Origin of the sequence: Streptomyces sp. NPDC093795 (assembly GCF_044764665.1) — a bacterium.
Lineage (GTDB): Bacteria > Actinomycetota > Actinomycetes > Streptomycetales > Streptomycetaceae > Streptomyces.
Genome location: NZ_JBIWIO010000003.1, coordinates 574,522 through 594,801 on the forward strand (window position 1 = coordinate 574,522; position 20,280 = coordinate 594,801).

18 protein-coding genes are annotated in these 20,280 nt (G+C 73.8%); 10 read left to right on the forward strand and 8 right to left on the reverse strand.

Annotated elements, in window-relative coordinates:
• Window positions 1-156: 156 nt before the first annotated feature.
• The 3 genes from ACIRB7_RS11435 to ACIRB7_RS11445 form a co-directional block, all read right to left on the reverse strand.
• The gene (locus tag ACIRB7_RS11435; RefSeq protein ID WP_351214652.1) at window positions 157-1,602 is read right to left on the reverse strand and encodes a glyceraldehyde-3-phosphate dehydrogenase; all 1,446 of its coding nucleotides are present in this window, start codon (window positions 1,600-1,602) and stop codon (window positions 157-159) included.
• A 95-nt stretch (window positions 1,603-1,697) separates the two neighbouring features.
• Window positions 1,698-2,729 carry a serine hydrolase domain-containing protein gene (locus ACIRB7_RS11440; RefSeq protein ID WP_403595715.1) on the reverse strand — a complete coding sequence of 344 codons (1,032 nt, stop codon included), beginning with the start codon at window positions 2,727-2,729 and terminating at the stop codon, window positions 1,698-1,700.
• Window positions 2,730-2,909: 180 nt separating this feature from the next.
• Window positions 2,910-4,727, reverse strand: coding sequence for a VanW family protein (locus ACIRB7_RS11445; RefSeq protein ID WP_403595718.1), 1,818 nt, complete (start codon window positions 4,725-4,727; stop codon window positions 2,910-2,912).
• A gap of 194 nt (window positions 4,728-4,921) precedes the next feature.
• On the opposite strand from ACIRB7_RS11445, the gene ACIRB7_RS11450 reads away from it, so the two are divergent.
• From ACIRB7_RS11450 to ACIRB7_RS11485, 8 genes are all read left to right on the forward strand, one after another.
• Window positions 4,922-5,683, forward strand: a complete 762-nt coding sequence (locus ACIRB7_RS11450; RefSeq protein ID WP_403595721.1) for an IclR family transcriptional regulator — start codon at window positions 4,922-4,924, stop codon at window positions 5,681-5,683.
• A 45-nt stretch (window positions 5,684-5,728) separates the two neighbouring features.
• Window positions 5,729-6,058: a putative quinol monooxygenase gene (locus ACIRB7_RS11455; protein WP_403595723.1), complete on the forward strand. Its 330-nt coding sequence runs from the start codon at window positions 5,729-5,731 to the stop codon at window positions 6,056-6,058.
• Between the two features lie 93 nt (window positions 6,059-6,151).
• Window positions 6,152-7,186, forward strand: a complete 1,035-nt coding sequence (locus ACIRB7_RS11460; RefSeq protein WP_403595726.1) for a LacI family DNA-binding transcriptional regulator — start codon at window positions 6,152-6,154, stop codon at window positions 7,184-7,186.
• Between the two features lie 124 nt (window positions 7,187-7,310).
• Window positions 7,311-7,601, forward strand: coding sequence for a hypothetical protein (locus ACIRB7_RS11465; RefSeq protein ID WP_403595729.1), 291 nt, complete (start codon window positions 7,311-7,313; stop codon window positions 7,599-7,601).
• Between the two features lie 76 nt (window positions 7,602-7,677).
• Window positions 7,678-8,751 carry a phosphatase PAP2 family protein gene (locus ACIRB7_RS11470; RefSeq protein ID WP_403595731.1) on the forward strand — a complete coding sequence of 358 codons (1,074 nt, stop codon included), beginning with the start codon at window positions 7,678-7,680 and terminating at the stop codon, window positions 8,749-8,751.
• A gap of 44 nt (window positions 8,752-8,795) precedes the next feature.
• Window positions 8,796-11,015, forward strand: coding sequence for an NADP-dependent isocitrate dehydrogenase (locus ACIRB7_RS11475; RefSeq protein ID WP_403595734.1), 2,220 nt, complete (start codon window positions 8,796-8,798; stop codon window positions 11,013-11,015).
• 97 nt (window positions 11,016-11,112) lie between these two features.
• Window positions 11,113-11,406: a hypothetical protein gene (locus ACIRB7_RS11480; RefSeq protein ID WP_403595737.1), complete on the forward strand. Its 294-nt coding sequence runs from the start codon at window positions 11,113-11,115 to the stop codon at window positions 11,404-11,406.
• 121 nt (window positions 11,407-11,527) lie between these two features.
• A complete protein-coding gene (locus ACIRB7_RS11485; protein ID WP_403595740.1) occupies window positions 11,528-13,168 on the forward strand; it encodes a sigma-70 family RNA polymerase sigma factor in 1,641 nt (546 codons plus the stop codon).
• 13 nt (window positions 13,169-13,181) lie between these two features.
• Here the strand turns inward: ACIRB7_RS11485 and ACIRB7_RS11490 are convergent, their stop codons facing one another.
• From ACIRB7_RS11490 to ACIRB7_RS11505, 4 genes are all read right to left on the reverse strand, one after another.
• Window positions 13,182-14,147 (reverse strand): CAP domain-containing protein, encoded by a 966-nt coding sequence (locus tag ACIRB7_RS11490; RefSeq protein WP_403595743.1) that lies wholly within the window; start codon window positions 14,145-14,147, stop codon window positions 13,182-13,184.
• A gap of 161 nt (window positions 14,148-14,308) precedes the next feature.
• Window positions 14,309-15,181 carry a universal stress protein gene (locus tag ACIRB7_RS11495; protein ID WP_403595746.1) on the reverse strand — a complete coding sequence of 291 codons (873 nt, stop codon included), beginning with the start codon at window positions 15,179-15,181 and terminating at the stop codon, window positions 14,309-14,311.
• 154 nt (window positions 15,182-15,335) lie between these two features.
• A complete protein-coding gene (locus ACIRB7_RS11500) occupies window positions 15,336-16,721 on the reverse strand; it encodes an acyl-CoA dehydrogenase (protein WP_403595749.1) in 1,386 nt (461 codons plus the stop codon).
• Window positions 16,722-16,914: 193 nt separating this feature from the next.
• The gene (locus tag ACIRB7_RS11505) at window positions 16,915-17,370 is read right to left on the reverse strand and encodes an RrF2 family transcriptional regulator (RefSeq protein ID WP_403595752.1); all 456 of its coding nucleotides are present in this window, start codon (window positions 17,368-17,370) and stop codon (window positions 16,915-16,917) included.
• A gap of 429 nt (window positions 17,371-17,799) precedes the next feature.
• Between ACIRB7_RS11505 and ACIRB7_RS11510 the strand changes: the two genes are divergently transcribed.
• The gene (locus ACIRB7_RS11510; RefSeq protein WP_403595755.1) at window positions 17,800-18,660 is read left to right on the forward strand and encodes a glutathione S-transferase C-terminal domain-containing protein; all 861 of its coding nucleotides are present in this window, start codon (window positions 17,800-17,802) and stop codon (window positions 18,658-18,660) included.
• A gap of 90 nt (window positions 18,661-18,750) precedes the next feature.
• Here ACIRB7_RS11510 and ACIRB7_RS11515 read toward each other — a convergent pair whose 3' ends face one another.
• A complete protein-coding gene (locus ACIRB7_RS11515) occupies window positions 18,751-19,788 on the reverse strand; it encodes an NAD-dependent epimerase/dehydratase family protein (protein ID WP_403595758.1) in 1,038 nt (345 codons plus the stop codon).
• A 17-nt stretch (window positions 19,789-19,805) separates the two neighbouring features.
• Between ACIRB7_RS11515 and ACIRB7_RS11520 the strand changes: the two genes are divergently transcribed.
• Complete coding sequence (locus tag ACIRB7_RS11520) at window positions 19,806-20,177, forward strand: DUF5133 domain-containing protein (protein ID WP_403595761.1); 372 nt, start codon at window positions 19,806-19,808, stop codon at window positions 20,175-20,177.
• Window positions 20,178-20,280: the final 103 nt, after the last annotated feature.

A 20,280-nucleotide genomic window follows, 5' to 3' on the forward strand; every position in this document is an offset into this window, starting at 1 on the left:
CGTGGTGGGGGTCTACCCGGTGTTGTCCGTCGTCTTGGGGGGGTGGCCGGCGGCCGGGGGGGGGCCCCCCGCCCCCCCCCCCCCCCCCGCCCGGCCCCCCCCCCCCCCCCCGGGGGGGGGGCCCCCCGCCGCTGTGCCGTGGGGCGGGGTGGGAGATCAGACCGCCGGGGACGGGAAGGTCGGGTACTCCACGCCGGAGACGTGCTGGACGACCCGGATGACCTGGCACGAGTAGCCGAACTCGTTGTCGTACCACAGGTAGAGGATCGCGTTGTCGCCGTCGACCTTGGTCGCGCCGGCGTCGATGGTCGACGCGTGACGCGAGCCGACGAAGTCCATCGAGACGGCGTCGGGGGCCGTGGTGAAGTCGATCTGACGCTTCAGCGGCGAGTGCAGCGAGACGTCGCGGAGGTACTCGAGAACCTCGTCGCGGGTGGTCTCGCGGCCCAGGCGCAGGCTCAGGATCGCGATCGAGACGTCCGGGACGGGGACGCGGATCGAGCTGCCGGTGATCGGGGCCTTCAGCGCCGGCAGCGCCTTGGCGACGGCCGAGGCGGCCCCGGTCTCGGTGATCACCATGTTGAGCGGCGCGGAACGGCCGCGGCGGTCGGCCTTGTGGTAGTTGTCCAGGAGGTTCTGGTCATTCGTGAACGAGTGGACCGTCTCCACGTGACCGCGCAGCACGCCGTACTCGTCGTCCATGGCCTTCAGCGGCGGGACGATCGCGTTGGTGGTGCAGGAGGCGCAGGACAGGATCTTCTCGTCCGGCTTCACCGTGTCGTGGTTGACGCCGTGCACGATGTTCGGCACGTCACCCTTGCCGGGCGCGGTCAGGACGACCTTGTCGATGCCGGGGCGCAGGTGCTTGGAGAGGCCCTCGCGGTCGCGCCACTTGCCGGTGTTGTCGATGAGGATGGCGTTGTCGATGCCGTACGCCGTGTAGTCGACCTCGGAGGGGTCGTTGGCGTAGATCACCTTGATGGTGTTGCCGTTGGCGACGATGGTGCTGTTCGCCTCGTCGACGGTGATCGTGCCCTGGAACTGGCCGTGGATCGAGTCGCGGCGCAGCAGCGAGGCGCGCTTCACCAGGTCCTGCTCGCCGCCCCCGCGCACCACGATCGCGCGCAGGCGCAGACCGTTGCCCGACCCGGCCTTCTCGATGAGGAGGCGGGCGACGAGGCGGCCGATGCGGCCGAAGCCGTAGAGGACGACGTCACGTCCGTCACGGCGCTCGATCTTGTTCTCGCCGGTCGCACCGGCGACGGCCTCGGCGGTGAACTCCGCCACCGAGAGACCGCGGTCGTCGGTCTTGTACTCGGCGGCCAGCATGCCGATGTCGATCTGCGACGGGCCGAGATCGAGGGTCGTGAGCGTCTGGAGGAAGGGGAGCGTCTCGATGACCGACAGCTCCTCGCCGGCTATCTGCCGGGCGAAGCGGTGGGTCTTGAGGATGCTGACCACCGACTTGTTCACCAGGGAGCGGCTGTGGAGGAGGACGGTGACGTCCTGCTCCCGGTGCAGCTTCCCGATGATCGGGATCATCGACTCCGCGATCTCCTCGCGGTTCTTCCAGCTGGTGAACGAGTCGTCATTGACAGTCACAAGATTATCTTTCGAGCTAGGCGGCGCTCATATGGTAACCCCCGCCCCGTTCGCTCCATCAGGGGGTGGGTCACCGGCGCGGGCGACCGGTGCGGTCACCGAAGAGCGAGGGTCCGGAAGGCGTTCCTGACGCCGGTCAGAGGGCCGGGGTCGCGGGTCAGCCGGAGCCGGTTGGTGAGCAGGACCGCCCACCGGCCACGGGCCGGTGACAGCCACAGGCCGGTGCCGGTGAAGCCGAAGTGGGCCCAGACGTCGTCCGCCGGATCCGTGCCCGGCGCCGGATGCCAGAACAGGCCGCGCGGCGGTACGAGCGCGCCGGTGTGGACGCGGAGCGAGGCAGCCGTCCAGTCGGCGGAGAAGGCGCAGGGCCGCGGGGCCAGGAGGTGGCGCAGGAAGCGGCCGATGTCGGCGGCGGTGGTGAAGACGCCCGCGATCCCGCAGGCGCCGCCGAGGAGCCGGGCCGAGAAGTCGTGGACGACGCCCCGGAGCGGGGCGCCGCTCTCGTCGTCGTACTCCGTGGGCGCGCACCGCTCCCTGACCTCGGCGGGCAGCGGCCCGTACCGGGTCTCCGTCATGGCGAGCGGGGCCCAGACGCGGTCCTCGGCGAGGCGGGGGAGTGGCTGCCGGGTCAGGTGCTCGGCGAGGTAGCCGAGGACGAGCGCGGCCCGGTCCGTGTACGCGACGGCCGCCCCCGGCCGGTGCACGAGCGGCTCGGCGAGGACGCCGTCCCTGACGTCCTGCCGGTCGGAGCCGTACAGGTGCCGCAGATTGGCGCGCAGCGGCAGCCCCGCCGTGTGCGTGAGCAGATGGTGGGGTGTGACCACGGCGAGGGGCCGTCCCGCCGCCTCGGGCCAGAAGGAGCCGAGCGGGGCGGTCAGGTCGAGCTTCCCCGCGTCGACGAGGGTGCCGATGACCGCCCAGACGGCGAGGATCTTGGTCAGGCTGGCGACGTCGTAGAGCGTGTCGACACGTGTCGGTCCTGCGGGGTCCGCCGGGTCGAGGAGGCCGACGGCCCCGGCCGACAGGGTGCTGCGGGCGTCGCCCGCCGCCCATACGGCGCCGGGAAAGACGCCCGCGCGCACGGCGTCGTCGAGCAGCCGCTCGCAGGGGTCGGTGCGCTGTGCCAAGGCGGGCCTCCGACGGGATCGGTGCGGCCCGTCCGGGAGGGCGGGGCCTGTCGTCCGGAGGGCCCCGCCCGGCCCGCGGTGTCCCGAGGGCCGACGACGCTGCTTTCCGACAGGCCCCACGGGCCGCGCTCCGAAGTCATGCCCCGGCCGAACGGGAAGACACCCTTCCGCCGGTGGGCGTCAGCTCGCGTCGGCGGGCTCCCCGGCGGGCTTCTCGGGGGTCTTCTCGGGGGTCTTCTCCAGAGTCTGCTCGGGGTCCGGCTTGCAGGTCACCTCGTCGCGCGGGGTGTAGTGGGTCTTGAACGTCTCCCGCTTGACCTCGGCGCCACCGTCCTTGAACACCCGGTCCACCGCGATGTCGAAGCCCTCCAGGGGCTCCTGCGGCACACACTCCTTGCCGGTACCCTCGCGCTTCGCGGGCTCCTTGAGGTTGGTGCGCGGCCCGGCGACGGCCTCCACCGAGTCGTACTTCTTCGTCCCGAGGAAGCTCACGGTCACGGAGGAGTCCGTCGCGTCCGCCTTGATGTAGATCGGCTTACCCGAGTCGTTGCGGAACTTCAGGTCCAGGCTGCCCCAGGCGACGGTCGCCTCGCGGCCGGCCGGGTAGCGCTCGATGTAGAAGGAGTGGGCGCCGTACTCGACCGGGTCGACCCCGGCGAAGAACATGGCGTTGAAGACGGTGGTGGCCATGGCCGAGACGCCGCCGCCGGGCGCCGACCGGTACTGGCCGTCCAGGATCATCGTGCCGTCGACGAAACCGTTGTCCGGGGTGCGCTCGCCGACCGTCTTGTTGAAGCTCCAGACCTCGCCGGGCCGCACGACCGAACCGTTGATGAGCTCGGCGGCCCGGCCGATGTTCGTCGTGCGGTACGGCGCGGTCGGGAAGTCCACCGTGAACGTCGACATCTCCTCGGTGATGCCGAGGCGGGCGAGGGAGCCGGCGGTCAGCTCGGGCTGGGTGACGGTGGTGGCCACCGGGGCGGTACGCGCGGCCGTGCCCGTCTTGGTCAGCAGCGGGCGTACGGCGTCCCCGAGGGCCTTCGCGGTCACCTCGTGGCCCGGCCGGCCGTCCGACTCCACCACGACCTTGCCGTCCCGTACCCCGAGGGTGGCCTCGACGGGCGCGCCCGTCAGTGAGGCGACCGGCCGGGCCACGTCGGGGTCGCGGAGCAGCGCCTCCGCGTCGAGCGCGGCGGTCAGCCGGCCGTTCTCGGTCTTCACGGCGAGGTGGTCGCCGAGGGTGGCGGGGGAGATCCGCAGCCGCTCGGTGCCCGTCGTGAGCGTCACCGGGCCGGAGACCGCGGGCTTCGCGTACGTGTCGAGGAAGCGGGTCACCTCGGTGGCGGGGAGCTTCGGCTCGGTCAGGGCGACGGGGAGGGTGACGGCCGCGGCGCCCGTGGCGGCGGGGTAGGCCGCGCGCAGGGTCTCGACGGCCCGCCCGGTGTCCAGCTTCTGGCCCGTCACCGGCTGCGTCGCGACGGCCTTGCCCGCACGGAAGGCGACGGATCCCTCGCGCACCGCGCGGTCGTTCTTCTTGGCGAGCCCGGCCACCGCCGCCCGGGTCTTCTCGGTGTCGTACGCGAACACCGGGCGTATCTCGCGCTCACCGGACGAGAAGAGCCGCCCGATGACGGTGACGGGGTCACGGGAGGGGTCCGCCGCCTCGTCCGCGGTCTTCGCCAGGTCCACCGAAAGGCCGGCGGAGGCGGGCTCCACGGTCGCGGTGCGGTCGCCGACCCGCACGGGTATCGGAGCGCTCCACGAGGCCGGTGCCTCCGCCGCGAGCTTGGCGCCGGCCTCGGCGCGGCTCATCCCGCCGACGTCCACCCCGTCGACCCGGGTGCCGGCCGATATGTCGTCACCGGTCGCGAGCAGCCCTGCCACGTACAGCCCGCCCGCGGCGACGGCGACCACACCGGTGGCGATGGCGACCGCCCGGAGACGCGGACGGCGCTCCTCGCGGTGCGTCGGGGCATGGTGGGTCCTGGAGCGGGGCACACGCTCTCCCGTGGCGTCGGGGATGGGGGAATCCACTCGACGATACGCCGAAAGAGTGTCTTATGCACATAAAGACGGTCTGACCTGCGGGGACAGGGAGGGGAGCCGGGCCCCTGCATATGCGTCCCCGTACGAGGAGACCCACGGGCGCGGGGCCCCTGAGCTGGAGCGATCCAGCCGTCTAAGCTGGAGCGATGCCAGCCGTCCCCCCGAGCCCCGGGCCCCAGTCCGTCGACCGGGCCCTCGCCGTCCTCGACGTCGTCGCCGACGCCGACCGGCCCGTCGGGGCCAAGGCCCTTGCGCGGCGGCTCGGTTGCGCCCTCTCGACCGTGTACCACGTCACCGGCCCCCTGCTCGCCCGCGGCTACCTCGTCCGTACCGCCGAGGGATACGCGCCAGGGCCCCGCGTCCCCGCCCTCCACCGCTCCCATCAGCGGCATCACGGACTCGGCGCCGGCACGGGGGAGCTTCTCGGCCGGCTGCGGCGGGCCACCGGCGCGGAGGCGTACCACACCGCCTACCGGGACGGCCTGATCACCGTCGTCGACACCACCGCTCCCGTCACCGACACCGACCACCCCTTCGCGCCAGGTCCCGAGGACCGCGCCCATGCGACCGCCCACGGCAAGGCCCTGCTCGCCGCGCTGCCGCGGCCCCTGCGCCGCCGCTACCTCGCCGAGCACGGAATGGCCCGCTTCACCGAGCGCACCATCACCAGCGCCGAACGCTTCGAGGCCGAGGTCGGCCGGGTGCGCGGCCAGGGCTACGCCGTGTCGGTGGGCGAGGCGGACCTCGCGTACACCTGTCTCGCCGTGGCGCTGCCCGAGCGCGGCGACGGCATCGTGCACGCCCTCTCCGTATCGCTGCCGACCGCCGACTTCGGGCGGCGGCAGGGGGAGATCCGGGCCGCGCTCACCCGCGCCGTACCCGCGTTTCCGGCCCTGCCGGAATCCTGACCGCGGCGACTGGCCGCGCCCGCCGACGCGCCGCACGCTGGACGCATGATCTTCATCGCCGTCCGCTTCACCGCCCGCCCCGACCACGCCGACCGCTGGCTCGACCTGGTCGCCGACTTCACCCGCGCCACCCGCGCGGAGCCCGGCAACCTGTTCTTCGACTGGTCCCGCAGCGTCGACGACCCGAACGTCTTCGTCCTCCTGGAGGCCTTCGCCGACGCGGACGCGGGCGCCGCCCACGTCGCGTCCCCGCACTTCACGGCCGGACTCGCGGCCATGGCCGGAGCCATCGCCACCACCCCCGAGATCATCAACGTCGAGGTCCCGCAGCAGGGCTGGGGAGCCATGGCCGAGCTCACGCCGACCGGTGCCTGAGCCGGTCCCCGGCGCCCCGGGGGCCCGCCGTACCGCCTGATAGGTTCGCGTGCACACGCAGGCGGGGCGGCGGCCCGAGGGGAGAAGCGGCACATGGCGGTGAGCGGGCGACAGACCGGCAGGCCCACCCTGGAAGAGGTCGCCGCGAGAGCCGGAGTCGGCCGCGGCACGGTCTCCCGGGTCATCAACGGCTCCCCCCGGGTCAGCGAGCAGGCCAAGGCCGCCGTCGAACAGGCCGTCGCCGAACTCGGCTACGTGCCCAACCGGGCCGCCCGCGCCCTCGCCGGCAGCCGGACCGACGCCGTCGCCCTGGTGATCCCCGAGACCGAGGCCCGGCTCTTCGCGGAGCCGTACTTCCTCGACATCATCCGCGGCGTCAGCTCCGAACTCGCCGACGCCGACAAGCAGTTGCTGCTCACCCTGATCCGCAGTGAACAGGAGCGGCAGCGCTTCGAGCAGTACCTCGCCGCCCAGCGCGTCGACGGTGTCCTCCTCGTCTCCGTGCACGGCGACGACCCGCTGCCCGACCAGGTCCGCGCCCTCGGTCTGCCCGCCGTGCTCAACGGCCGCCGCACCGAGGACGAGCGCGTCGCCTTCGTCGACTCCGACAACACCGGCGCCGGCCGGACCGCCGTCACGCACCTCGCCGCGCGCGGCCGCCGCGCGATCGCCACCATCACCGGCCCCCTCGACATGTACGTGGCCCGCTGCCGCCTCGACGGCTACCGCGAGGGCCTTGCGGACGCCGGACTCGCCTCCGACGACGCGCTCGTCGCCGGTGGCGACTTCACCGAGGAGGGCGGCCGCCGCGCCATGCGGGAACTCCTGGACCGCAGGCCGGACCTGGACGCCGTCTTCGCCGCCTCCGACGTCATGGCGGCGGGCGCGCGGGGCGTGCTGCGCGAGGCGGGCCGCCGCGTCCCCGAGGACGTCGCCCTCGTCGGCGTCGACGACTCGGCCGTCGCGCGGCACATGGACCCGCCGCTGACCAGCGTCCGCCAGCCCATCGAGGAGATGGGCCGCGCCATGGCCCGCCTGCTCCTCCAGGAGATCACCGCGCCCAGCGACCCGGACGACCAGCCCCGCCGGATGCTCCCGACGGAACTCGTGGTCCGCGCGTCCTCCTGACGCCCCGCGCGGACCTCTCCGCCGTACGGCCTCCCGTCCGCCCTCCCCTCCGCACTCCCGGCACCTCGCCATGGCATGATCGCGCCACCTGCCGGCAGGGAGCCGGAGGAACAGGGGGCCCACCATGGACTGGTACGTCGTCATCCCGAGCGCGCTCGCGCTCCTGCTCGTGCTCTCCGGCGTCGCGGCGCTGCGCACGGGCTGGATCGTGTCCTGGCAGCGGCGCCGGGTCTTCCGGACGGCGCCGCACGGCTGGGGCCAGCTGATGATCGCCACGGCGTTCGCGCTCCAGGCGGTCGGCCAACTCGTCGACGACCGTGCCACCCGCGCCCCCCTGGGCGTCGCCGTCGTCCTCGGCCTCCTCGGCGGACTCGTCCTCCTCGTCCTGGCCCAGCGCCCCCGACAGGACCGCTGAGCGGCCCCGTCCCGCGCGGTCGTCGTTCGGGTGCGTCCAGCGGGCGGGGCCGCCGCGCGTGGGTTCGAATCGGGGCATGGCTTCCTACGACAGGTTCCGCGCGGGCGGCTCCCCGAGGCCGCTGAAGGCCGGTGACACCTGGTGGTACGCCGCCGTGGCAGGCGAGGCGTCCGGCTCGTTCCACACCCGCGTCCGCACCCGGACCCGGCGTGCCTGCCTCGGGGCCGTCCTCGTCCTCACGGTCGTCTACGCCGGCCTGGTGCTCACCGCGACCGGCCGCCGCTGGGGCGACACCGCCACGACCGGCCGCCGCGCCGACACCGTCGCCGCCACCCTGCTCCGCGACTACCCCTCACTCGCCGGGCTCACCACCCTCTCCCTCGTCCTCGGCTGCGTCCTGCTGCTCGCCGTCGGCCTCATACGCAAGCGGTACGCCCACACCGGCGCGGCCGCCGGTGCGATCGTCACCGCCCTCGCCCTCACCGGACTGCTCCAGCGGTACGCACCGCGCCCCCGGCTCCTCGACACCGGCGGGGCGCTCCTCCCCAGCGGCTTCCCCAGCGCCCAGACCACGCTCGCCCTGGGCATCGCCCTCGGCCTCGCCCTCGTCGTCCCGTACCGGCTGCGCGGCCTCGCCGTCGGCGCCGCCACCCTCTGGGCCGTCGCCATCGGCGCGTACACCATCGCGGCCGGCCGCCACCGGCCCGGCGACGTCATCGCCGCCGCCCTCGTCGTCCTCACCGTCCACTGCGGGCTCCTCGCCCTCCTCGCCCGCAGGGGCAAGGTGCGCCCCGGCGCCCGGCGCGGACCCACCCCGGCCGGCCTCTTCGCGACCCTCGCGCTCCTCCTCGTCGCCGCCGCGGGACTCGGCGCGGGCATCTGGCTGCTCGGCCCCACCCTCGCCCTGCCCGCCGGCGGCCCCTACGACCCGGCCGAGCTCCAGCTCGCCCACCGCTGCGGCCAGGCCCTCGCCGCCGGCGTCGTCGCGGCGGCGGGACTGCTGTCACTCGCGCTGCTCCGCCGCGTCGAGCTGGACGGCGCTCCCACCCCGTACCGCCTCGGCGGACCCTTCGTCGAGGCCACCGGAGCGCCCCGCGAGGGCGAGCTCGTGGGCCCCTTTACCGAGGACCTCGATCACGAGATATCTTGATGTCGAGCAATCTCGCATACGCAGACGTGGAGCGGAGCACCCTGGTGACTGACTCGACCATCATCTACACCCACACTGACGAGGCGCCTGCCCTGGCGACGTACTCGTTCCTGCCCGTGATCCAGGCGTATGCCTCGCAGGCCGGCGTCACGGTCGAGACGCGGGACATCTCCCTCGCGGGCCGCATCATCGCCGTCTTCCCGGAGTTCCTCGAGGAGGGCCAGCGCATCGCCGACGCCCTCTCGGAGCTCGGTGACCTGGCCAAGACGCCCGGCGCCAACATCATCAAGCTGCCGAACGTCTCGGCGTCCATCCCGCAGCTGAAGGCCGCGGTCGCCGAGCTCCAGGCGCAGGGCTACGCCCTCCCGGACTACCCGGACGACCCGAAGACGGACCAGGACAAGGACGTCCGCGCCCGGTACGACAAGATCAAGGGCTCGGCCGTCAACCCGGTCCTGCGCGAGGGCAACTCCGACCGTCGCGCGCCCGGCTCGGTGAAGAACTACGCCAAGGCCCACCCGCACCGCATGGGCGCCTGGACCCCCGAGTCCAAGACCAACGTCGCCACCATGAGCGACAACGACTTCGCCTCCACGGAGAAGTCCGTCGTCGTCACCGCGGACGACACCCTCCGCTTCGAGTTCACCGCCGCCGACGGCACCACCAGCGAGCTCCGCGAGCCGCTGAAGGTCGTCGCCGGCGAGGTCGTCGACGCCGCCGTCATGCGCGCCGCCGCCCTGCGCACCTTCCTCAGCGAGCAGGTCGCCCGCGCCAAGGCCGAGGGCGTGCTCTTCTCCGTGCACCTCAAGGCCACGATGATGAAGGTCTCCGACCCGATCGTCTTCGGCCACGTCGTGCGCGCGTTCTTCCCGGCGACCTTCGCCAAGTACGGCGAGGTCCTCGCCGCCGCCGGTCTCTCCCCGAACGACGGCCTCGGCGGCGTCCTGAAGGGCCTGGAGTCCCTCCCGCAGGGCGACGAGATCAAGGCCTCCTTCGACGCCGAGCTCGCCGACGGCCCCGCCCTGGCGATGGTCGACTCCGACAAGGGCATCACCAACCTGCACGTGCCGTCCGACGTCATCGTCGACGCCTCGATGCCGGCCATGATCCGCACCTCCGGCCACATGTGGGGCCCGGACGGCCAGGAGGCCGACACCCTCGCCGTCCTCCCGGACCACAGCTACTCCGGCGTGTACCAGGTCGTCCTCGACGACTGCCGTGCCAACGGCGCCTTCGACCCGTCGACCATGGGCTCCGTCCCGAACGTCGGCCTCATGGCGCAGAAGGCCGAGGAGTACGGCTCCCACGACAAGACCTTCGAGATCGCCCAGGCCGGCACCGTCCGCCTCGTCGACTCCGCGGGCAACGTCGTCCTGGAGCAGGAGGTCGCCGCGGGCGACATCTTCCGCGCCTGCCAGACCAAGGACCTGCCCATCCAGGACTGGGTCAAGCTCGCCGTCACCCGCGCCCGCGCCACCGGCTCCCCGGCCGTCTTCTGGCTGGACGAGAACCGCGCCCACGACGCGCGGCTCATCGCCAAGGTGAAGCAGTACCTGCCGGAGCACGACACCGAGGGCCTGGACATCAAGATCCTGTCCCCGGTCGAGGCGACGAAGTTCTCCCTGGAGCGCATCCGCCGCGGCGAGGACACCATCTCCGTCACCGGCAACGTCCTCCGTGACTACCTGACCGACCTCTTCCCCATCCTGGAGCTGGGCACCAGCGCCAAGATGCTGTCGGTCGTCCCGCTGATGGCGGGCGGCGGCCTCTTCGAGACCGGCGCCGGCGGCTCCGCCCCGAAGCACGTCCAGCAGCTCGTCAAGGAGAACTACCTCCGCTGGGACAGCCTCGGCGAGTTCTTCGCCCTGGCCGCCAGCTTCGAGCACCTCGCGACCTCCACGGGCAACTCCCGCGCCCAGGTCCTCGCCGACACCCTCGACCGCGCCACCGGCACCTTCCTCAACGAGGACAAGTCGCCGACCCGTCGCCTCGGTGGTATCGACAACCGCGGCAGCCACTTCTACCTCGCCCTCTACTGGGCCCAGGAGCTGGCCGCCCAGACCGAGGACGCCGAGCTGGCCAAGGCCTTCGCCCCGCTGGCCGAGAACCTCTCGGCCAACGAGCAGAAGATCGTCGACGAGCTGAACGCCGTCCAGGGCTCCCCGGCCGAGATCGGCGGCTACTACCAGCCCGACCCGGCCAAGGCCGCGGCCGTGATGCGCCCGTCCGCCACGTTCAACGAGGCCGTCGCGTCCCTCGCCTGACCGGCGCGAGACCCGCTGTACCGCCCCGGCCGGAACACATCCGGCCGGGGCGGTCCCGTCGGTGGCGCATCCGCCGTCCGGGTGTGAACCTGGATGGATGAGCTGGGCATCTTGGACGACCGCCGGTGTCTACACCGGGCGAGGTGGGGTGCTGACCGACGAGGCCGGTGTCGTGACGGGCGATGTGACCGTGCACACGACCTGGGCCGAGGGCGAAGCACGCGTGGCCGTGCAGTACAGCGGCGCGTCCGACTGGTTCACCATGTCGGGCAGTCCCGTTCCGTGCGCGACGGAGGAGGAGAGCCGCGATCTCCACGACGACGTCGTGGCAGCCGTCCGGGAGGGGAACGGGGCCACGGTCCCGACCCTGCCCACGGCACCACCCGTGTAGGGGCCCGGGCCCCGCACCGGAAAGAGCTCCGGAGAGGGCTCCGGAGAGAAGTGTTATCCCTCCCACGCCCACGGGTCTCCGAACGACGGGGGACTCGGACCAGGGATGAGGGAGCAGATCCATGCACATCGACGAGGGCCGCACCACCGCGCTGGTGGAGGCGGCCAGGGCCGGTGACGCGCACGCGAGGGACGCACTGGTACGCGCGTATCTCCCCCTCGTCCACAACATCGTCGGCCGGGCCCTCGACGGCCACGCCGACACCGACGACATCGTCCAGGAGACGATGGTCCGCGCCCTGGACGGCCTGGCCGCCCTCCGTGACCCGGCCCGCTTCCGGTCCTGGCTCGTCGCCATCGCCATGAACGGGATACGGCGCCGATGGCGTGAACGCATGCAGGCGCCCGTACCGGGGCTCGACCGGGCCAGCGACCTCGCCGACCCGGCCGGTGACTTCACCGAGGTCACCATCCTCCGGCTCGGCCTCTCCGGCCAGCGCCGCGACGTCGCCCGCGCCACCCGCTGGCTCGACGAGGACGACCGCGAACTCCTCGCCCTCTGGTGGCTGGAGGCCGCGGGCGAGCTGACCCGCGCCGAACTCGCCGAGGGCCTCGGCGGCATCTCACCGCAGCACGCCGCCGTCCGCGTCCAGCGGATGAAGGAACGCCTCGAGACCGGCCGGGCCGTCGTCCGCGCGCTTGACGCCCTGCCGATGTGCCCCGGCCTCGCGGAGACCGTCACAGCCTGGGACGGCCGCCCCTCCCCGCTCTGGCGCAAACGCGTCGCCCGCCATCTGCGAACCTGCGCCGACTGCGCCGCCCGGGTGACCGGCCGCCGCGGCCTCGCCCCCGTCGAAGGCCTCCTCGTCGGCCTGGGCCTTGTGCCTCCGCTCGCCGCCGGGTTCGGTGGGGGCGACATTCTCGAACCGGTCGCTTTCGCGGCCGGCGGTAGCGATGCCGGCGCACCGGGTGCTTTCGCGGCCGGTGGCGGCGACGCCCGCGAACCGCTTGCTTACGCGGCCGGACGCGGCGATGCCCGCGAACCCGTCGCATCCGCCTGGGACGGCCCCGCCCCGGAACCCGTCGCATCCGCCTGGGACCGCCCCGCCCCCGAACCCGTCTCCTTCGACACCGTCCCCCGCCGGACGACGCTCCGCCGCGCCGGGCTTGCCGGAGTGGCCGCAGCTGTCGTCCTCGGGGCGATCACCCTCCTCGTACCCCAGGAGCCGCACGCGCGCGTGAAGCCCGGCGCGCCCGCCGCCGCGCCCCCCTCCCCGGCGGCCTCCTCTCCGTCCCCGGCGACTCCGACGCCGGCCGCCACCGTCGCCACGCCCGCCCCGACGCCCACCCGGCGGGCGCCCCGGCCCACGCCGACGCCCGACGCCGGGGAGCGGCTGACCGGACTCGTCAACCGGCTGAGGGCGGAGGCGGGTTGCGCGCCGCTGCGCGTCGACCCCCGCCTCACCGCGGCGGCCCGCGGGTACGCCCACGACATGGCCGCGCGCGGCTACTACGGACACGCCAGCCCCGAGGGGGAGTACGCGGACGCGCGGATCACCGCCGCCGGTTACGACTGGAGCGCCTGGGCCGAGAACCTCGACCGCGGTACGGCCGACCCCGCGTCCGTCGTCGACGACTGGACGGACGGCGCGATGCACGAGGAGAACATGCTCGACTGCCGGTACCGGGACACCGGAGTGGCGTCGGTGCCCGGTCCCGGCGGCACGATCTGGGTGCAGAAACTGGCCGCCCCCGCCTCCTGAGCCTCCGGAGGGCTCAGTGCTTGTCGCCGAAGTTCTGCACCCACCAGGGGCCGTTGGCGGTGAGGGTCACGCCGACCCCGATGTCCTTGAACGCGCAGTTGAGGATGTTCGCCCGGTGGCCGGGGCTCTCCATCCAGTCGGCCATGGCCTGGGCCGGGGACTTCGGGCCCCGGTGGATGTTCTCCGCATAGGCCGACCACGCGTACCCGGCCTCACTTATCCGGTCGCCGGCGTTGCGGCCCTCCGGGCTGTTGTGGTCGTAGTAGTCGCGGGCGGACATGTCGTCGGCGTGCCGCTGTGCGGCGGTCCGCAGGTGGCTCTCCGCGCGGAGCGGACCGCAACCGGCCTTGTCGCGCTCGGCGTTGGCGAGGGCGACGACATCCTGGACGAAGCTCGCGGCCGACCCCGCCGGCGCCTCGGCTCCCTGGGCCGCGCCCTGCTGTGCCCGCTGCGTCGCCTGGGGCTGCGCGGCCGGTTGTTCCCGCTGCGGCTCCGGCTCCGTCCTCGGTTCCGTCGGCGTGGCCGTGGCCCTGGCCGTGGGCGGGGCCGTCGCCGCCTTCGTCGTACGGGGAGAGGGCGCGCTGGTGGGCGACGGGGGCGGCGGTGTGGACGTCGACGTGGCCTTCCGGACGGTCTCGGGCGCGGCGGGGGCAGTTGGGGCAGGGGAGTTCAGGGGCGCGACCAGCTCCGCGACGGCGGGAGCGGCGGCCGTGCCCGCGGTGGCGGAGCCCGGGGCCGTGGGGCCCCCGGCCGGGGAGGCCGCCACGTACACGCCGGTCGCCACCGTCAGCACGGCGGTCGCGGCCCCGGCGACGGTGACGGCGGTGCGGAAGGACGGACGGCCGGACGGACGCCGTCGTGTCCCACCACCCTTGCGATGACGCCCGTTCGGGCGCGCCGCCGTGTCCTCCGCCGATACGGGTACGGGTACCGGCTGGCCGGGATGGTCGTGGTGCTCGGGGTGGTCGTGGTGCCGCATGGAGCTCCGCTCTCTCGCCGTGGTCGCCGGACGGTCCGGCGCTGTGGGAGAGCCACCGGGGCGACGGCGATAACACTTTCCGGCCCCGTCCGCCCCGACACTCCTCGTCAAGGTGACGCGTCAACACGGCGCGTCACCCCGCATTGACCACTTGAACCCTTTCAGTCCTGCGGGACGACCGCCACCGGACAGGGCGCGAGGTGGAGCGCCGCGTGCGCCACGGAACCGATCCGGGGCCCGATCGCTCCCCGCCCGGCCCGCCGGCCGACCACCATCAGCTGGGCGGCCCCCGACGCGGAGAGCAGCACCTGACCGGCGCTGCCCAGCTCGACGTGCTCGGTGACCGGCACGTCCGGGTGACGCTCGCGCCACGGCGCGAGGGCCTCGCGCAGCGCCTTCTCCTCGTACGGGACGAGCCCGCCGGCCTCGTCGGCGAGCCGCATCGACGTGGGGCTGTAGGCGAACAGCGGCGGCAGGCTCCACGCGCGTACGGCCCGCACCGAGGCCCCGCGCGCGGCGGCGGTCTCGAACGCGAAGCGCAGCGCGGCCGCGCTGTCCTCGGGGCCGCCGTGCTGCCCCACGAGCACGTGTCCCGTGGGAGGTTCGGCCGGCTCGCCGTCGCGGGACCTGACGGCCACCACGGGGCGGGTGGCGGCGGCGATGATCTGCTGGCCGTACGAGCCGAGCAGGAACCCGGCCACGGCCCCGTGGCCGCGTGAGCCGATGACGAGCATCTCGGCGTGTCCCTCGGTGCCGAGCAGCGCGGCGGGCGGCGTGTCGGCGAGCACCTCGGCGGTGAGCGCGAGCCCCGGGTAGCGGTCGGCGATGGTGGCCTCCGCCTCGCGCACGACCGCCTCCGCGACGCGCTCCTGGGCGGCGCGGTCCTGCACCAGGGGCAGGTCGAGCGGTTCCCAGCGCCACGCGTGCGCGAGGCGGAGCGGGAGCCCCCGGTGGCCGGCCTCGCGGGCGGCCCAGTCGGCCGCGGCGAGACTCTCCGGGGACCCGTCCACTCCAGCGACGATCTCATGACTCATCAGAATGCCTCCGTGGGCGCGGTGTCGGGCCCGCCGGACGGTCGGGCCCTTCTCCTCCCAGCTTGGGCCCATCGGCGGTCCGCCGAGAGGGCCGGACGTCCCGACATGCCGGTACGTCCGTCCCCTCGCCCCTCCACCGGCGCGGTGTCCACCGTCAGGCCGGCAGGGTGAGACGCGCGTGGCTGCCGTTGAGGTAGTGGTCCCCGATGTCACGGAGTCGGTGGGCCGCCCGCGTGGGGGCGGTGAGTGTGCGGGCGTTCCGCCAGAAGCGGTCGAAGCCGGGCCCTCCGGAGCGGACGTCGGCGCCCGCCGTGCCGTCGACGAGTTCGAGGACGCGGGTGGTGATGTGCACGGCCGCCCTGCCGGTGACCGTCTCGGCCGCCGCGACCAGGACGGCGATGTCGGCCCGTTCCTCCACGCCGAGCGACCGGGCGGCGAGCAGACCGCGGGCCAGTGCGTCCGTCGCCCGCTCCACCACGGCCGCGGCGGCGTGCGCGGCAGTGGCCAGCTCCCCGTAGGCGAGGAGGAGGTACGGATCGTCCCCGGCGCTGATCGTCCCGGTGCCGTCCGCACCCGGGAGGCCGATCGGGTGACCTCCCGGATAGCCGGCCGGTGCCGGTGCCGGTGCCGCCTTTCCCGCGCGGCGGATGTCCCGGGCCTCGGCGAGCGCCCCCTCGGCGACGCCCAGGGCGACCTGCACGAGGAGCAGCCGCAGGGCCAGCGGGGCGAGCGTGGTGTACGGGGCCACGGCGTGCTCGTCCTGGGGAACGGCGCCGATGACGTCCTCCGGCGGCACCGGGACCCGGTCGAAGGTGACGGTGCCCGCGCCCGCGAGCCGCTGCCCGACCCGGTCCGTGGCGGCGTCGGTGAACACCCCGTCCCGGGCCGGGTCCACCAGGACGACGAGCAGCTCGCCCGTGCCGCCGGGGCGGGCCCCGACGACGAGCCGGTCGGCCACCGTCACGGCGGAGGCGAAGGTACGGGCCCCGTCGAGGACCCAACCGGGGCCGGTGGCGGCGGGCGTGAGCATGAGCCCGGGGCCGGTCTCGGCGCACGGCGGTTCGATGCCGCCGGCGAGCAGCCAGCCCCCCTCGGCCGTACGGACATCGAGCGCGGGCCCGCTCGGGCGCCGACCTCCGGGCTTCCGCACGGGACCGAAGAAGCGGCCGCTCCAGGACAGCGCGTAGTGATGGGCGAGAAGTTCGCCCACCGAGCTGTCGGCGGCGGATATCTCCCGTACGACCGCGGAAGCGGCCCGCCAGTCGGCGCCCCGCCTGCCCGGTCCCGGCGCCGTGAGCAGGGCGGGCAGGCCGGCCTCCTGGAGCCGGGCGACCTCGTCGAATGGCACCTTCCCCGCCCGGTCCCTGGCGAGGGCGTCGAAGGCCAGGTCGTCGGCGAGTTCGCGGGTGACGCGGGGCCAGATCGCGTCGTCGGCGGGCCGGCCGGCGGCGTGTTCGGCGAGATGTTCTGCGAGATCGTCTGCGAGATTTTGGTCGGGGTGGTCACCCGGTCGGCCGAGCGGTGCGGAGGCGGTGCCCATCGCTGCTCTGTTCGGCGATCTCCTCGGCGTACTCACGTCACCTCACCCGATCCCTAGTATCCCCACTGGAATAGTAGGGATACTGACAGAGGGGAAGGTCCTGCCCCAAGGGGCGTCCGCAGAGTGGACAGAGTCGTACCGGCCTATGGGACGCGGGCAAGTCGGCGCAGGTCGTACGGGGTTGGTCGACCGCTCAGGGGTTGGTCCAGGCCTCCGGGTCGTCCGCGAGCGCGATGATCCCGGCCGGCAGCTCGGCCGCCGCCACCTCCGCGAGCGAGACCCCGAGCACTTCGCGGACACCCGCCCTGAGGGCGATCCACAGGGTGAGCAGCGACTCGGCGGCCCCGGTGTACGACAGATCCGGCGGGCGTTCCCCGCGGACGGAGACCAACGGGCCGTCCACGCAGCGGATGACCTCCGCCACCGAGATCGACTCCGCGGGCCTGGCCAGCCAGTAACCGCCGTTGCCCCCGCGCTGGCTCTGCACCAGACCGCCCTTGCGCATGTCGCCCAGGATCCCCTCCAGGAACTTGTGCGAGATGCCCTGGTTCTCGGCGATCGCCTCGGCCTTCAGCGGCCCGGCGTCCTCGGCGGCGGCGAGCTGGAGGGCGGCACGCACCGCGTAGTCGGCCCTGGCTGAAATGCGCATGCGCGCATTATTCCGCACGGCGCGGGAGGTGGCCCGTTCCGCACCCTTGACGTCGTCCATGACCGGTCGGAGACTCGGGGACGGGTAAACCGAGCGAACAGGTAGGGAACCATGGGACGCAGCGGTCGGCGGGACACCTCACCCGCCGTGCCCCTCCCGCGCCCCCTGCCCCTTCCGCGCCCTCTGCCCCTCACGTCGCGTCGGCACATCGATCTGCTGCGGGTCTGCAGCGCCGCGAGTCGCCGTCACCGTCGGCGCGTACGTCCCGCTCACTGAGACGCACGCCGCACCCTGCGAGACCGCCGTCGCGCGCCCACGCCCGCCGAGACCGCCGTCGCGCGCCGCTCCGACCGGGCTTCGAGCACCGAACCCCGAACTCCGACCGCCGAGCACTGAGCGCTGAGCATCGAGCACCCCCAAGGGAGAAGCATGTCCGTCGTCCCGTCCTCACTGCTGCCCGCCTCCGCCGCGCCCGTCTTCCGCGGCCGGATCGGCCGTGACGTGCGCAGCGGCCACTACGCCGTGCCGCACCGCTACCGACTCCATCTCGCACCGTCCGACCCCGGCTGTCTGAGCATCGCCCTCACCCACAGCCTCCTCGGACTCGACGACACGCTCCCGCTCACCGTGCTGCCCGACACCCCCGACACGCCCGACGGCGGGTACACCGCCCTCCGCCCGCTGTACGACGCGAGCGCACACCTCTACGACGGCCCGGCCGCCGCACCCGTCCTCAGCGACGGCTGGGCCGGGCGGATCGTCAGCACCCACGTCCCCGACATCCTCCGGGACCTCGCCCTCCGCTTCCGGGGCGACGGCCCCGAGCTGCTGCCCGAGGAGCACCGGGCCGAGATCGAGGCGATCACCGACCTGTGCGAGAGGAGCGTCAACCGGGCCGCCCAGCGGGCCGGCGAGCTCGGACTCGACCGCGAGTCCGCCCACCGCGACCCCCTCACCGTCCTCTTCGCGGCACTCGGCTCCCTGGAACGCAGGCTCGCCCGCCACCCGTACGTGCTCGGCGACGCGCCGACCGCCGCCGACGTGCGGGTCTGGGTCACCCTGGTCCAGCTCGACACCGTCCACCGCTGGCACCTGGACGCCGCCGCGATGGAACGGGTCGCCGGTCATCCGGCCCTGTGGGCCTACGCCCGACGCCTGGCCGCGCGCCCCGAGTTCGCCCGCCGGCTCGACATCGACGCGGTGGTACGACGCCACCGCGCCCACTGCCGTGGCCGCGAGGCCGCCGGCGGGGCGATCCGGCTCGTCGACTGGCCCAGCACCCCACGCTGACTGCTCGTCGTCCACGCGCGCGTGAGTCGTCCACCCACGCGCGTGAAGTCGTCCACAAGTCGTCCACCCGCGCGCGTGGCGGCCGCCGGATCAGCCCACGCGGCGCCCCGCGAGCGGGCGCGTGTCGTCGCCCGCACCCCCGCGGACACCCCGCAGGAACGCCTCCAAGGCCTCCCGCGAACTCCGCGACGGCGTCCACTCCAGCTCCTGCCGCGCCCGCTCCGTCGCGAGGATCGGCATGTGGCGCATCGCGTCGAAGAGCCCGGGGGAGGCAGGGACGAGCCGCAGGTGCCAGGCCGCCGACAGCGCGCCCCGCACCGCGCCCGCCGGCACCCGTACCGGCCGGGCGTGCAGCATCTCGCCCAGGGTCGTCCCGTCGATCACCGGCTCGGCGGCCAGGTTGAACGCGCCGCGGACGTCCCGCAGCAGCGCCCGCCGGTAGGCGTCGGCGGCGTCCTCGGTGTGCAGGATCTGGAAGCGCAGCCCCTCGAACTCCGGCAGCAGCGGCAGCAGTTCGGGACGCATCAACTGGCCGGGGAAGAAGCGCCCCGCGAAGATCCGCCGCTGCTCACTCGCCGACTCCTCCTTGAAGAGGAACGCCGGCCGCATCCGGACCACCCGGATCAGCGGATGGTCCCGCTCGAAGGTGTCGAGGACCCGCTCCAGATAGGCCTTCTCCCGGGTGTACGCGGCGTCCGGCCAGCCGTGCGTCGGCCACGCCTCGGACACCGGGGCACCGCCCGGGGGCCCGGGCGAGTACGCCCCGACCGAGGAGGCGTACACCAGGGCCGGCACGCGCGCCGCGGCGACCGCGTCGAAGACGCGCACCGAGCCCAGGACGTTCGTTTGCCAGGTCTCCACCGGGTCGTGGGTCGGCCCGAACCGCCAGGCCAGGTGGACGACCGCGTCCGCGTCGGCGACGTGCCGCGCGAGCAGGGGCTCGTCCCCCTCCCGGGAGAGATCCACCTCGGCCCACTCGACCCCCGGGATGTCGAGGTCGGGCCGGCGCCGGGCGAGACCGAGGACCGAACCGACGCCCGGCTCGTCCGCCAGGGCCCGGACCAGACTCGTGCCCACATTGCCGGTGGCGCCGGTGACGACCACCCGCGAAATCGTGCTCGGATTCATGTCTTCGACCCTCCGTCATGGACGGCGGAAGCGCACGCCGGGCGACGCCGTCACTCGACGTGTCCGTGCGGGTCGCGAGCGTCGCCGACGACCGGGACTATGGAGCGACTCAGGAGAAGGAGAAGGAGAAGGAGAAGGAGGACACCATGCTGCTGCCCGACAGGAACACGGTCGACCGGCTGCTCCGGCACTACCGCGCCCAGGAGCGGACCGTGCTGGCCAGGCCGTGCGACCTGTCGGCGCGCCGGCGCTTCGAGGACACGGCGTACACCCTGTGCGTCCTCATGGGAGAGCGAACCGCCCGCGAAGCCGTCCACGCCGCCGAACGTTATGTGGCCGGATCACGCACCGCGCCCCGGCAAGCCCTGGAGGGCCTCCCTGGGGCCTGATGGATGGATCGATCGATGGATCGCCGTGGATCGCCATGGACCGGCATGGACGCCATGGATCGATCAGGATGAGAGAAGCGTCGCCGTTCGGCCGCAGCTAGCG

Excerpts from the sequence above, each read along its gene's own strand:
- ACIRB7_RS11450 (WP_403595721.1), top strand. The coding sequence starts at position 4,922 with ATGCCAGCCGTCCCCCCGAGCCCCGGGCCCCAGTCCGTCGACCGGGCC.
- ACIRB7_RS11455 (WP_403595723.1), top strand. The coding sequence starts at position 5,729 with ATGATCTTCATCGCCGTCCGCTTCACCGCCCGCCCCGACCACGCCGAC.
- ACIRB7_RS11460 (WP_403595726.1), top strand. The coding sequence starts at position 6,152 with ATGGCGGTGAGCGGGCGACAGACCGGCAGGCCCACCCTGGAAGAGGTC.
- ACIRB7_RS11465 (WP_403595729.1), top strand. The coding sequence starts at position 7,311 with ATGGACTGGTACGTCGTCATCCCGAGCGCGCTCGCGCTCCTGCTCGTG.
- ACIRB7_RS11470 (WP_403595731.1), top strand. The coding sequence starts at position 7,678 with ATGGCTTCCTACGACAGGTTCCGCGCGGGCGGCTCCCCGAGGCCGCTG.
- ACIRB7_RS11480 (WP_403595737.1), top strand. The coding sequence starts at position 11,113 with ATGAGCTGGGCATCTTGGACGACCGCCGGTGTCTACACCGGGCGAGGT.
- ACIRB7_RS11485 (WP_403595740.1), top strand. The coding sequence starts at position 11,528 with ATGCACATCGACGAGGGCCGCACCACCGCGCTGGTGGAGGCGGCCAGG.
- ACIRB7_RS11490 (WP_403595743.1), bottom strand. The coding sequence starts at position 14,147 with ATGCGGCACCACGACCACCCCGAGCACCACGACCATCCCGGCCAGCCG.
- ACIRB7_RS11495 (WP_403595746.1), bottom strand. The coding sequence starts at position 15,181 with ATGAGTCATGAGATCGTCGCTGGAGTGGACGGGTCCCCGGAGAGTCTC.
- ACIRB7_RS11500 (WP_403595749.1), bottom strand. The coding sequence starts at position 16,721 with ATGGGCACCGCCTCCGCACCGCTCGGCCGACCGGGTGACCACCCCGAC.
- ACIRB7_RS11505 (WP_403595752.1), bottom strand. The coding sequence starts at position 17,370 with ATGCGCATTTCAGCCAGGGCCGACTACGCGGTGCGTGCCGCCCTCCAG.
- ACIRB7_RS11510 (WP_403595755.1), top strand. The coding sequence starts at position 17,800 with ATGTCCGTCGTCCCGTCCTCACTGCTGCCCGCCTCCGCCGCGCCCGTC.
- ACIRB7_RS11515 (WP_403595758.1), bottom strand. The coding sequence starts at position 19,788 with ATGAATCCGAGCACGATTTCGCGGGTGGTCGTCACCGGCGCCACCGGC.
- ACIRB7_RS11520 (WP_403595761.1), top strand. The coding sequence starts at position 19,806 with ATGGACGGCGGAAGCGCACGCCGGGCGACGCCGTCACTCGACGTGTCC.